We start from the raw sequence: 12493 nt of genomic DNA, 5'->3' as shown, positions 1-12493 counted from the left end.
CCGGACCCCGCGCGGCGAGTTTTCCACAGGGGCTCATGCACACCCCTTGACGCAGCCGCCAGGCATTGTCACATTCATCAGTGTCACGTTACGGGCACGTAGCGCACACGGATGTTCACGGGACGGACGGGTGGCATGACCTCAGCAGTGGCAAGCGAACTGACCGCGGAACTGCGCGGGTTCAGAGAAGTGCAGCGCCTGTCGTACGCGTGCGCGGAAGCCGTCGCGGCGCAGTTGCGACCGGGCGTGACCGAGCGCGAGGCCGCGAAGATGCAGCGCGACTGGCTGTACGAGCGGGGTGTGCGGGACTGGTTCCACCGGCCCTTCGCCTGGTTCGGCGACCGCACGGCCTTCGTCGACTTCAAGATCCCGCTGCAGTTCTTCCCCACGAACCGGCGCCTCGAAGCGGGGATGCCCTTCATCCTCGACATGGCGCCCGTCTTCAAGGGCTACACCTCGGACATCGGCTACTCCGGCTGCCTGGGCCTCAACCCGGTCCACGACAAGCTGCTCGCCGATCTGCGGGCCCACCGGGAGCTGATCCTGACCGAGGTGCGTGAGCGCCGCTCGCTGCGCGAGATCTACGAGGACGTGGACCGGCTCATGGTCCGCCAGGGGTACGCCAACCGGCACCGCGCGTATCCCTTCGGCGTGATCGCCCACAAGATCGACCGGGTCAAGGAGCGCCGCTGGTCGCCCACGCTCTTCGGCTTCGGCACCCAGTCGCTGAAGGGTCTGGCGAGCGACGCGATCCACGGCCACCGCGACGGCTGGTCGCCGCTCTGGTCGCCGTACACGTTCTCCGACCACCCTCCCCAGCCGGGCCTGTGGGCGGTCGAACCGCACCTCGGGTTCCGGGGTACGGGCGCGAAGTTCGAGGAGATCCTCGTGGTCACCGACTCGAAGGACCCGGAGCAGAGCGCTTTCTGGCTGGACGACGACCTGCCGCACGTGCGGCGCTGGAACGAGGAGGGGGCGGCATGAGCGCGGGACTGACGGGGGCGCGGGAGCGCTGGGTCCGTACGGGCGGGATCGAGCTGTGCGTGGCCGAGCTGGGCGACGCCGACCGGCCGACGGTCCTCCTGGTGCACGGGTACCCGGACTCCAAGGAGGTCTGGTCGGAGGTCGCCCACCGGCTCGCGGAGCGGTTCCACGTCGTGCTGTACGACGTCCGGGGCCACGGCCGGTCCACGGCGCCGACGCCGCTGCGGGGCGGGTTCACGCTGGAGAAGCTGACGGACGACTTCCTGGCCGTCGTCGACGCGGTGAGCCCGGGCCGGCCGGTGCACCTGGTCGGGCACGACTGGGGCTCGGTGCAGTCCTGGGAGTTCGTGACCGTGCCCCGCACCGAGGGCCGCATCGCCTCTTTCACCTCGATGTCCGGCCCCTCCCTCGACCACTTCGGGCACTGGATCAAGCAGCGCATGACCAGGCCCACCCCGCGCAGGGTCGGCCAGCTCCTCGGCCAGGGCGCCAAGTCCTGGTACGTGTACATGCTGCACACCCCCGTGCTGCCCGAGCTGGCCTGGCGCGGACCGCTCGGCAAGCGGTGGCCGAAGCTCCTGGAGCGGGTCGAGAAGGTCCCGGCCGGCGACTATCCGACGCCGTCGCTGCCGAACGACGCGGCGCACGGGGCCTGGCTCTACCGGGACAACGTCCGCCCGCGGCTGAGCCGGCCGCGCGCCGACGCCTACGCCCACGCGCCCGTGCAGCTGATCACGCCCACCGGCGACGCGTTCCTGTCCGAGCGGCTCTACGACGACCTCGCCACCTGGGTCCCGGAGCTGACCCGGCGCTCCCTGCCGGCCAAGCACTGGGTCCCGCGCACCAGGCCCGACCAGCTGGCCGCCTGGATCGGCGAGTTCGTCCGGGCGAACGAGGACCCGGCGACCAAGGCCCCGGTCACGGCCGCGAAGAGCACGGCCGACCCGGTGTACGCGGAGCGGTTCGGCGGCCAGTTGGTGCTGGTCACGGGAGCGGCCAGCGGCATCGGCCGGGCCACCGCCTTCGCCTTCGCCGAGGCGGGCGCGCGGGTCGTCGCGGTCGACCGGGACGGCGAGGGCGCGGCGCGCACGGCCGAGATGGCCCGGCTGATCGGCGCCCCGGAGGCCTGGGGGGAGATCGTCGACGTCAGCGACGAGCAGGCCATGGAGAAGCTGGCGGCGAAGGTCGCGAGCGAGTACGGCATCGTCGACGTCCTCGTCAACAACGCGGGTATCGGCCTCTCGGGCTCGTTCTTCGCGACGACCAGCGAGGACTGGAAGAAGGTCCTCGACGTCAATCTCTGGGGCGTCATCCACGGTTGCCGGATCTTCGGCGGTCAGATGGCCGAGCGCGGCCAGGGCGGCCACATCGTCAACACCGCCTCCGCCGCCGCCTTCCAGCCGTCCCGCGCCCTGCCCGCGTACAGCACGTCCAAGGCGGCCGTGCTGATGCTGAGCGAGTGCCTGCGGGCCGAGCTGGCCGGCCAGGGCATCGGCGTCTCGGCGATCTGCCCGGGCATCGTGAACACCAACATCACGGCGACGGCCAAGTTCGCCGGAGTCGGCGAGGAGGAGCAGAGCCGCCGCCAGAAGAAGGCCTCCCGGCTGTACGGGCTGCGCAACTACCCGCCGGAGAAGGTCGCGGACGCGATCCTGCGCGCGGTGGTGCGCGACGAGGCCGTCGTCCCGGTCACCCCGGAGGCACGCGGCGCCCACGTCCTGTCCCGCCTCGCGCCCAGGGCCCTGCGCGCGATAGCCCGCCTCGAGCCGCCCGCGTGAGGGTCGTACGGGCGGTGTAGGGACCGTACGATCCCTGGCGGGCGGCCCCGGGTGTGAGAGACGCGATCGGGCGGCAGGAGCGAGCGGGTGGGAGCGGACGTGACGGAGCAGACGGCACAGGGGGCGCCTTCGGCGCAGACCTCCCCCGTGGAGTACCGGATCGAGGACCTCGCCCACCACAGCGGTGCCACGGTCCGGACGATCCGCGCCTACCAGGACCGCGGTCTGCTCCCCCGCCCGGAGCGCCGGGGCAGGTCCAATGTGTACGGGGACACCCATCTGGCCCGGCTCCGGCAGATCGCCGACCTGCTGGACCGCGGCTACACCCTGGCTTCGATCAAGGAGCTGCTGGAGGCCTGGGACGCGGGCCGCGGGCTCGGCGGCGTCCTGGGTCTGGTCGCCGAGGTCGACGGGCCGTGGACGGACGAGAAGGCCGACCGGATCTCCCGCGCGGAGCTGGACGCCACGTTCGGCGGCAAGCCCGACGAGGACGCGATCCGGGAGGCGATCGAGCTCGGCGTCCTGGAGCGGATCCCGGACCGCGAGGACGAGTTCCTGGTGCCGAGCCCCCAAGAGCTCGCGGTGGCGGCCGAGTTGTACGAGGCGGGTGTTCCGCTGACCGCGATCTCCGGACATCTGAGGGAACTTCGGGTCCAGGTCGAGCACATCGCCTCGCGCTTCCTGGAGTTCACGACCGAGCACGTCTTCGCGCGCTATCTGGAGCACCGGCCGCCGACGGACGCCGACGCCTCCGAGGCGGCGGCGATGGTGCGCCGTCTTCGACCGCTCGCCCAGCAGACCGTGGACGCGGAACTCGCGCGCGCGATGCGCCTGTTCGCCACCCGGCACCTCCAGCACCACCTGTCGCCCGAGCCTCCGCCTCTCCGAGAGGACGACCCCCGCCCGGTGGTGCTCCCGTCCGGAACGATTCGGGCCGTACAGCGGCTGGTTGGCGCGGAGAACGTGGCAGCGTTCGTCGCGGCGGCCGCTGAACGGGAGGTACAGACGCGGACATTGGACACCCTTGCGTCAAATCACGCAGAAATCAGCGAAATAGAGCAAGTCACCCGATAGCACAAGGATGTTGTCCACAGAATCGCCAAATCCCCTGTGGATAACTCAAGTTGGCTGTGGATCAAACATCCGAGCCGAATTCATCCGAACCGAAATCAATGGCCGCCCGATCCGCGCTCCGTCATGCTGGCGCCATGAACGGACCCATGGACGAGAGACGCACCGTGAAGGTGTCCAAGTACCTCTCGAAACACCTGCGCCACCAACCCGAGCGGATCGGCCTGGTCCTCGATCCGAACGGCTGGACCGAGATCGACGCCCTCCTGCGCGCGGCCCGCGAGCACGGCTTCCCGATCACCCGCGACGAGCTGGACCACGTCGTCGCCGCCAACGACAAGAAGCGCTTCGCCATTGACGGCAGCCGGATCAGGGCCAGCCAGGGCCACACCGTCCAGGTCGACCTCGACCTGCCGCCCGCGCAGCCGCCCGCGTACCTCTACCACGGTACGGTCGCCGCCAGTCTGGACGCCATCCGAGCCGAGGGCCTGCGCCCCATGGCCCGCCACCACGTCCACCTCTCCCCCGACCGGGAGACCGCGACCCGCGTCGGAGCACGCCGGGGCCGTCCCGTGGTCCTCAGCGTGGACGCGGGCGCGATGCACCGGGCCGGCCATGTCTTCCACGTCAGCGCCAACGGCGTCTGGCTGACCGACGCCGTACCCCCGAAGTTCCTCCGCTTCCCCGGCTGATCCCTGGCTGACCCCCAAGCTGATCCCTGACCGATCCCTGGCTGATCCCTGACCAGTCCCTGACTGATCCCCGGTCGACCCAGCCGGAGCCGATCCCCTCGGGCATGATCGATCCCATGGCACATCCGCACCTGCCCACCACCGAATCGGCCGTCACCGCGCTCCGCGAGATCGCCCGCGAGTTCAACCTGGAGATGACGGTCACCGACGACATCGGTGCCGACCAGACCTCCCGCCGGATCTCCTCCGGCGCCTTCGCCGTTCTCGACGCGGACGGCACGCTCCCGCACGAGGCCTTCGTCGAACTCGGCGGCAGCCCGGCGGTGACCGTCCAGCTCTTCCCGGAGGACGACGCGAAGATCGATGTCGACGGAGTGGAGTTCGCGGACGTCCCCCGCGACGCCGTCCCCGCCTTCGTACGCTCCGTCCACGGCGGGCTCGCGTACGTGAAGGGCAAGTTCTTCCCGCCCGGCTGGTGGCTGGTCGTGCCCGTTCCCGGCGACGAGACGTACAAGGAGCTCGTCCTGCGCGGCACCCTGACCCCCTGGATGAGCCGACAGGTCCGCTGACGGGACCGGGCGGGGGCCGCGCCTCCACCGGCACCGCCTCCTGGGCGCCCGGGCGCACGTCTCCGCCGCCCTGCGAGCTGCCCGGGCCCCGCCGTAGGCTCGTGGGCATGACCTTGCGCCTGAGCACCGTGATCCTTCCCGTCCACCGCTGGCACGACGGCGGCCGCGAGCGCTGGCAGCGTGCCGAGGAGCTCGGCTTCCACGCCGGCTACACCTACGACCACCTGTCCTGGCGGACCTTCCGCGACGGCCCCTGGTTCGGCGCCCTGCCCACGCTCACCGCCGCCGCGACGGCCACCGAGCGGCTCCGCCTCGGCACCCTGGTCACCTCGCCCAACTTCCGCCACCCGGTGACGCTCGCCAAGGAGCTGATCTCCCTCGACGACATCTCGGACGGCCGGGTCACGCTCGGCATCGGGGCCGGCGGCGACGGCTTCGACGCGACCGTGCTCGGGCAGGACAAGTGGACGCCGAAGGAGCGGGCCGACCACTTCGGCGAGTTCCTGCCCCTGCTCGACCGGCTGCTCACCGAGGACGCCGTGACCGAGCGGGGTACGCACTACTCGGCCGACGAGGCCCGCAACATCCCCGGCTGCGTCCAGCGTCCGCGCCTGCCCTTCGCCGTCGCGGCGACCGGGCCGCGCGGCCTGAAGCTCGCCGCCCGGCACGGCCAGGCCTGGGTGACGACCGGTGACCCGAAGCTGTACGAGAACGGCACGCCCGAGGAGTCCGTCGCGGCCATCCGGGGCCAGATCGAGAAGCTCGGCAAGGCGTGCGCGGAGATCGGCCGGGACGTGGCCGAGCTGGACAAGATCCTGCTCACCGGCTTCACCCCGGACCGGAGCCGGCCCCTGGAGTCCGTGGGCGCCTTCGTCGACTTCGCCGGCCGGCACAAGGAGCTCGGCTTCACCGAGATCGTGATCCACTGGCCGATCCCCGACTCGGACTTCGCCGCCGACCAGCGCGTCTTCGAGCAGATCGCGACCGAGGCCCTCGCCCAGCTCGTGTGACGAGCGGCCGCACGCGTCGCGCGCATCTGAGAGGGCCCGGTCCGGCCCTCTCAGATGTGCGCCCCTTCGCACGCCCGTGCACAGAGTGCGGAACAATGGATCGGTGACCTCACCCCACTCCGCGCGCCGCGCCGCCCCGGCCCCCCGACTCATCGCCACCGACCTCGACGGCACCCTGCTGCGCGACGACAAGTCCGTGTCGGAGCGCACGGTCGCCGCGCTCGCCGCCGCGGAGCGGGCCGACATCGAGGTCTTCTTCGTCACCGGGCGCCCGGCCCGCTGGATGGACGTCGTCAGCGACCACGTCCACGGCCACGGCCTCGCGATCTGCGCCAACGGCGCCGCCGTCGTCGACCTGCACTCCGGGGGCACGTTCGTGGAGGTACGCCCGCTGGCACGGGAGATCGCGCTCGACGTCGTGGCGACGCTGCGCGCCGCCGCCCCCGGCACCTCCTTCGCCGTCGAGCTGACCACCGGAATCCACTACGAGCCGCAGTACCCGCCGTTCTTCCTCGACCCGGGCGCCACCGTCGCCTCCGCCGAGAAGCTGCTCTTCGAGGAGGAGCCGGGCGCCGCCGCCCCGGTCCTCAAGCTCCTCGCCCAGCACCCGGACCTCGACCCCGACGCCTTCCTCGCCACCGCCAAGGCGGCCGCGGGCACGCTGGCCTCGTTCACCCGGTCCAGCCCGACGGCCCTCCTGGAGATCAGCGGCCCCGGCGTCTCCAAGGCCTCCACCCTGGCCCTCTGCTGCGCCGAGCGCGGCATCTCCGCCGAGGAGGTCGTCGCCTTCGGTGACATGCCCAACGACATCGAGATGCTCAGCTGGGCCGGCCGTTCGTACGCGATGGGCAACGCGCACCCGGACGTGATCGCCGCAGCCTCCGGCCGTACGGTCGCCAACAACGAGGACGGCGTGGCCGCCGTCATCGAGCGGATCCTCGCGGGCACGCTCGAGGACTGAGCGGCAGCCTCCTGGCAAGGGCGTCGGCAGGGGCCGTCTACAGGGGCGCCTGCCACACCACCGTCGTACCGCCGCCGTCCTCGCCGATGCCCGGTCCACACCAGCTCGAACCGCCCAGCGACTCCGCGCGTCGGGCGAGGTTGCGCAGTCCGCTGCGCCGCCCGCCCTCCGGGATGCCGACGCCGTCGTCCGCGACCGAGAGCCGGACACCGGGGGTGCCGTCCGGGAGTTCGACGCCCGAGTCGACGACGACCTCGATCCTGGTGGCGTGCGCGTGCCGGAAGGCGTTGGAGAGGGCCTCGCGCAGGGCCGCAATGAGGTTCTTGCCGGTGAGTTCGCCGACCGTCGAGTCGATCACGCCGAGGAAGCGGTGCGCGGGCTTGAAGCCGAGCGGCACGGCCGCCATGTTGATCTCCCGCAGCACGCGGGTGCGCAGTCCGGAGGGCGCCTCGGCGGGCCCCTGCTGGAGGGCGAAGATCGCGGTACGGATCTCCTGGATGGTCACGTCGAGTTCGTCGACCGCCTTGCCGACGCCCTCGCGCACCGCGGGCACGATCGACTTCCGCTGGGCGCTCTCCAGCATCATCCCGGTGGCGAAGAGCCGCTGGATGACCAGATCGTGCAGGTCACGGGCGATCCGGTCGCGGTCCTCATAGACGGCGAGCCGCTCCCGGTCGCGCTGGGCCTCGGCCATCATCAGGGCGAGCGCCGCCTGCGAGGCGAACTGCGTCCCGAGCGTCCGCTCGGCCTCCGTGAACGGCCGGGCGCCACGCGCGCGTGGCGTGGCGAGCGCGCCGAGCACCCGTCCGCCGCTCTGCAGGGGCAGCAGCATGCTGGGGCCGTACTCGGCGGCGACACGGCTGACCATGCGCGGGTCGGTGGAGGCGTCCTCCACGAACACCGCCTCGCCCTCCAGGAGTCGGTCCACCACGGCGCTCTCGGGCGGGATCACCACGCCCAGCGACTTGGTCGGTGCGTCGGACGAGACGGCGACGATCTCCAGGCCGCCGTCCTCGGCCGGCAGGAGGACGATCCCGGCCGCCGCGTCCGCCAGCCTGCGGGCCTGCTCGGCGACCACCGTCAGGGCGTCGTCCGCGTCGCCGCCGGAGAGCAGGGCGGTGGTGACGGCCACGGAACCGTCGATCCAGCGCTCGCGCTGCCGGGCCGCCTCGTAGAGCCGGGCGTTGCCGATGGCGATGCCCGCCTCGGTCGCCAGGACCCGGACCATGTGGACGTCGTAGTCGTTGAACTCGCCGCCGTCGGTCTTCTCCGCCAGGTAGAGATTGCCGAAGATCTCGCCCTGGACCCGGATCGGGACCCCGAGGAAGGTCCGCATCGGAGGGTGGCCGGGCGGGAATCCGGCGGAGCGCGGATCGGTGGACAGATCGGCGAGCCGGATCGTCTGGGGGTCCCGGATCAGCGCCCCGAGCAGCCCCGCGTGCCCGTCGGGGCGCCGCCCGATCCGGCGCGCGACCTCCTCGTCGACACCGAAGGTGACGAAGTCGGAGAGGCCCTTGCCCTCCTCGTCGACGACTCCGATCGCCGCGTAGCGTGAGCCGGCGAGTTCGGCCGCCGTCTCGCAGATGCGGTCGAGCGTGGAGTGCAGTTCGAGCCCGGTGCCGACCGAGCGCATGGCCTCCAGGAGCTGCGGCACGCGCGCGGTGAGCTCCGTGGAGAGCCCCTGGAGGCTGCGGGTGGCCTGGGTGGCGGCTTCCAGGGGGTCCGGGAGATCGGGCACGGCGGCGGTCATGGGCTTGAGCCTAGTAAGTCCTATTTGGCGAGAAAAGTCGGGCGCTCCGATGTCGGACCCGCCGCCTGCCCCGGGGTCTGTCCCAAGGCCCCCGAAGCCCGCCCCTCAGGTCCTCCGACAGGCCCTCCTGGAGTCCGTCCCACCGGGCCTCCCGGCGCGACCAGCAGGTCCGTCTCGCGCTCCTGCTCGAGCATCCGCCGCAGCGGCCCCTCGGCCCGCGCCAACTCCGCGTACGGTCCGCGCTGCACCGTACGGCCCTCGGCCAGGACCACCACCTCGTCGACCGCGTCGAGGCCGTGCAGCCGGTGGGTGATGAGGACCGTCGTACGGCCCTCGGTGGCCCGCAGCAGGTCGTCGGTGAGCGCGTCCGCCGTGGCCAGGTCGAGGTGCTCGGCCGGCTCGTCCAGGACGAGGACCGGGAAGTCGGCGAGGAGCGCGCGGGCGAGCGCGAGGCGCTGCCGCTGCCCGCCGGAGAGCCGCGAGCCGTGCTCGCCGACCAGCGTGTCGAGACCGTCCGGCAGGCCCTCCACCCAGCCCAGGAGCCGCGCCCGGCCCAGGGCCGCCCGCAGCTCGTCGTCGCTCGCGCCGGTACGGGCCAGCCGGAGGTTCTCGCGGATGGAGCTGTCGAAGATGTGGGCGTCCTGCGCGCAGAGCCCGACCAGGCGGCGGACGTCGTCGCCGTCGAGATCGGTCGCCTCCACTCCGCCGATCCGGTACGAACCCGACTCGGCGTCCAGGAAGCGGAGCAGCACCTGCGCGAGCGTGGTCTTGCCCGAGCCGGACGCCCCGACGACGGCGACGCGCCGCCCGGCCTCCAGGGTCAGGGCGAAGCCGCTGAGCGCCTCGGCCTGTTGCCCCGCGTGGCGCGCGGAGAGACCGGCGACCTCCAGCGGGAAGGGGTTCGCCGGCGGTGCGGCGGGCCGCTCGGGCTCGCGCACGGGGACGGGGGCGTCCAGGACCTCGTACACCCGCTCGGCGCTGCGCTTGACCCGCTGGCGGTACTGAACGGCGAGCGGCAGCCCGGTGACGGCCTCGAAGGCGGCGAGCGGGGTCAGGACCACGACGGCGAGCGTCACACCGTCGAGGCGGCCGTCGCGTACCGCCTGGACACCGACGAACGCGGCCGCGGCCACCGTCAAACCGCAGGCGAGCGCGGAGAGCCCGGCCCCGATCGCGGTCGCGGCGGCCTGCCGGGAGGCGATGGAGGTGAGCGTACGGTCGGCCCCGCGGGCCCGGTCGATACGGCCCTTCAGCGCTCCGGCAACCGTCAGTTCGGCGCAGCCGCGCAGGAGATCGACGACCGTGACGGTGAGGGCGCCCCGGGCGGGGGCGAGCTGACGCTCGGCACGACGGGCGATCGCCCCGCTCAGCAGCGGTACGGCCACACCGGCGGCGAGCAGGCCCACGGCGAGGACGGCCCCGGCCTCGGGCAGCAGCCAGGCGGTGAACCCGACGGAACCGACACCCACGACGAGGGCCGCGCCCGCGGGCAGCAGCCACCGCAGCCAGTAGTCCTGGAGCGCGTCGACGTCCTGGACGAGCCGCGACAACAGGTCACCGCGCCGGCTGCGGCGCAGCCCGGCGGGGGCGATGCGCTCCAGGCGCCGGTAGACCGCGACCCGCAGCTCCGCGAGCATCCGCAGCACGGCGTCGTGGGACACGATCCGCTCGGCGTACCGGAACACGGCCCTGCCGATGCCGAACGCCCGCGTCGCCGTGACGGCCATCATCAGATAGAGCACCGGGGGCTGTTCGGAGGCCCGGGAGATGAGCCACCCGGACACCGCCATGAGCCCCACGGCCGAACCAAGGGCAAGACTGGCGAGCAGCAGCGCGAGCCCCATCCGCCCGCGCAGCTCTCCGGCCATGGCACGGACCCGCCCGAAGACCGAACGCGCGCCACGCGCGTCCGCCCCGTCGCCGGGGCCACCTGAGGCGGACACCTCGGCATCGACAGAACCGGCGGGACCGGCTGAACCGGTAGCAGCGGCAGGCGCGTCCTCATCGCCCCGCTCGGGCTCCCGCAGCTCCTCCGGACCACCCGCACGCCCCAGTTCGACCACCCGGTCCGCGACCGCGAGCAGGGCCGGGCGGTGGACGACCAGCAGGACCGTGCGGCCGACCGTGAGTCGACGGACCGCGTCGACCACAGCCGCCTCGGTCTCACCGTCCAGCGCCGCCGTGGGCTCGTCCAGGAGCAGCAACGGCCGGTCGGCCAGGAACGCGCGGGCCAGAGCGAGGCGCTGACGCTGACCGGCCGAGAGACCCGCGCCGTCCTCGCCGAGCAGCGTGTCCACGCCCTCCGGCAGAGACCCGACGAACCCGCCCCCACCGGCGTCCCGCAGGGCCTCCCGTACCGCCTCGTCGGAGGCGTCCGGGCGGGCCAGCCGGATGTTCTCGGCGATGGTGCCCGCGAAGAGATACGGCCGTTGCGGCACCCAGGCGATCCGCGACCGCCACTCCTCCACGTCCAGCGAGCCGAGCTCCGCGCCCCCGACGCGGACCGAACCGCCCGCCTCCGACGCGGCGAACCCCAGCACCACATCGAGGAGCGTCGACTTGCCGACGCCGCTCGGCCCCACCAGGGCGACCGTCTCACCGGGCTCCACCACCAGCGAGGCCCGGTCCAACGAGGCCTCGGAGCGTCCCGCGTGACGAACGGTCACGTTCTCCAGCTCGATGCGGGTCGAGGCCGGCACCGCGCTCGCGCCGTGCTCGAGCGCCGGGTTCTCCAGTACCTCGAAGATCTCCTCGGCGGCGGCCAGCCCCTCCGCCGCCGCGTGGTACTGCGCCCCCACCTGCCGGATGGGCAGATAGGCCTCGGGCGCCAGGACCAGGATGACCAGACCCGTGTACAGGTCGAGCTCACCGTGGACCAGCCGCATGCCGATCGTGACCGCGACCAGCGCCACCGAGAGCGTCGCGAGGAGTTCCAGGGCGAAGGAGGAGAGGAAGGCGATGCGCAGCGTCTTCATCGTCGCCCGCCGGTACTCCGACGTAATGGCGCGGATCGACTCGGCCTGCGCCTTGGCGCGGCCGAAGACCTTGAGCGTCGGAAGCCCCGCCACCACGTCGAGGAAGTGGCCCGAAAGGCGTGACAGCAGCTTCCACTGCCGGTCCATCCGGGCCTGGGTGTACCAGCCGATGAGGACCATGAAGAGCGGGATGAGCGGCAGGGTGACGACGATGATCGCCGCCGAGATCCAGTCCTCCGTGACGATCCGCGCCAGGACCGCCACCGGCACGACCACCGCGAGGCCCAGCTGCGGGAGATAGCGCGAGAAGTAGTCGTCGAGTGCGTCGACTCCGCGCGTCGCGAGGGCGGCGAGCGAGCCAGCCTTCTGGCCACTGAGCCATCCCGGCCCCAGCGCGGCCGCCCGCGCCAGCAGCCGGCCCCGCAGTTCGGACTTGACCGCCGCGCTGGCCCGATGGGCGGCGAGCTCGGTCAGCCAGGAGACCAGGCCACGCCCCGCAGCCACTCCGGCGAGCAGCAGCAGGGGCGTGGTCAGGTCGGAAACCGACAGGCCCTTCTGGAAGGCGCCCACCACCACCTCGGCGATGAGCATCGCCTGGGCGACGACCAGCGCCGCCCCAGCCAGGCCGAGCGCCACGACCGCTCCGAGGAAGAAGCGGGTGGCCCTGGCGTACCGGAGCAGACGCGGATCGATCGGTTTCACG

Annotated in this window: 9 protein-coding genes; 7 read left to right on the top strand and 2 right to left on the bottom strand. The window is 72.5% G+C overall.

The window, feature by feature from the left end:
* Positions 1-135 precede the first annotated feature (135 nt).
* The 7 genes from ACWCO8_RS12950 (at position 136) to ACWCO8_RS12920 (ending at position 7065) form a co-directional block, all read left to right on the top strand.
* Positions 136-984, top strand: coding sequence for a M24 family metallopeptidase (locus tag ACWCO8_RS12950; RefSeq protein WP_451032263.1), 849 nt, complete (start codon positions 136-138; stop codon positions 982-984).
* Positions 981-2762, top strand: coding sequence for an SDR family oxidoreductase (locus ACWCO8_RS12945; RefSeq protein ID WP_451032262.1), 1782 nt, complete (start codon positions 981-983; stop codon positions 2760-2762). The genes ACWCO8_RS12950 and ACWCO8_RS12945 overlap by 4 nt, the downstream gene beginning before the upstream one ends.
* A gap of 99 nt (positions 2763-2861) precedes the next feature.
* Positions 2862-3836, top strand: a complete 975-nt coding sequence (locus ACWCO8_RS12940; RefSeq protein WP_451032261.1) for a MerR family transcriptional regulator — start codon at positions 2862-2864, stop codon at positions 3834-3836.
* 146 nt (positions 3837-3982) lie between these two features.
* Positions 3983-4525: an RNA 2'-phosphotransferase gene (locus ACWCO8_RS12935; RefSeq protein WP_451032406.1), complete on the top strand. Its 543-nt coding sequence runs from the start codon at positions 3983-3985 to the stop codon at positions 4523-4525.
* A gap of 116 nt (positions 4526-4641) precedes the next feature.
* On the top strand, positions 4642-5094 hold the full coding sequence (locus ACWCO8_RS12930) for a hypothetical protein (RefSeq protein WP_451032260.1): 453 nt from the start codon (positions 4642-4644) through the stop codon (positions 5092-5094).
* A 107-nt stretch (positions 5095-5201) separates the two neighbouring features.
* Complete coding sequence (locus tag ACWCO8_RS12925; protein ID WP_451032259.1) at positions 5202-6104, top strand: LLM class flavin-dependent oxidoreductase; 903 nt, start codon at positions 5202-5204, stop codon at positions 6102-6104.
* A 103-nt stretch (positions 6105-6207) separates the two neighbouring features.
* The gene (locus ACWCO8_RS12920; protein WP_451032258.1) at positions 6208-7065 is read left to right on the top strand and encodes a Cof-type HAD-IIB family hydrolase; all 858 of its coding nucleotides are present in this window, start codon (positions 6208-6210) and stop codon (positions 7063-7065) included.
* Between the two features lie 37 nt (positions 7066-7102).
* On the opposite strand, the gene ACWCO8_RS12915 is transcribed toward ACWCO8_RS12920, so the two are convergent.
* Together ACWCO8_RS12915 and cydD are read right to left on the bottom strand one after the other, a co-directional pair.
* Positions 7103-8815: a sensor histidine kinase gene (locus tag ACWCO8_RS12915; RefSeq protein ID WP_362005257.1), complete on the bottom strand. Its 1713-nt coding sequence runs from the start codon at positions 8813-8815 to the stop codon at positions 7103-7105.
* 20 nt (positions 8816-8835) lie between these two features.
* Positions 8836-12492 (bottom strand): thiol reductant ABC exporter subunit CydD, encoded by a 3657-nt coding sequence (gene cydD, locus ACWCO8_RS12910; protein ID WP_451032257.1) that lies wholly within the window; start codon positions 12490-12492, stop codon positions 8836-8838.
* Position 12493 lies beyond the last annotated feature (1 nt).

The sequence above is a fragment of the Streptomyces sp. NPDC001927 genome, assembly GCF_053594455.1.
The sequence above is the reverse complement of the archived record's forward strand: the minus strand, read 5'-3'. Positions and strand labels throughout refer to the sequence as shown.

Coding starts and splice junctions, on each gene's coding strand:
- ACWCO8_RS12950 (WP_451032263.1), top strand. CDS start 136: ATGACCTCAGCAGTGGCAAGCGAACTGACCGCGGAACTGCGCGGGTTC.
- ACWCO8_RS12935 (WP_451032406.1), top strand. CDS start 3,983: ATGGACGAGAGACGCACCGTGAAGGTGTCCAAGTACCTCTCGAAACAC.
- ACWCO8_RS12925 (WP_451032259.1), top strand. CDS start 5,202: ATGACCTTGCGCCTGAGCACCGTGATCCTTCCCGTCCACCGCTGGCAC.
- ACWCO8_RS12930 (WP_451032260.1), top strand. CDS start 4,642: ATGGCACATCCGCACCTGCCCACCACCGAATCGGCCGTCACCGCGCTC.
- ACWCO8_RS12945 (WP_451032262.1), top strand. CDS start 981: ATGAGCGCGGGACTGACGGGGGCGCGGGAGCGCTGGGTCCGTACGGGC.
- ACWCO8_RS12915 (WP_362005257.1), bottom strand. CDS start 8,815: ATGACCGCCGCCGTGCCCGATCTCCCGGACCCCCTGGAAGCCGCCACC.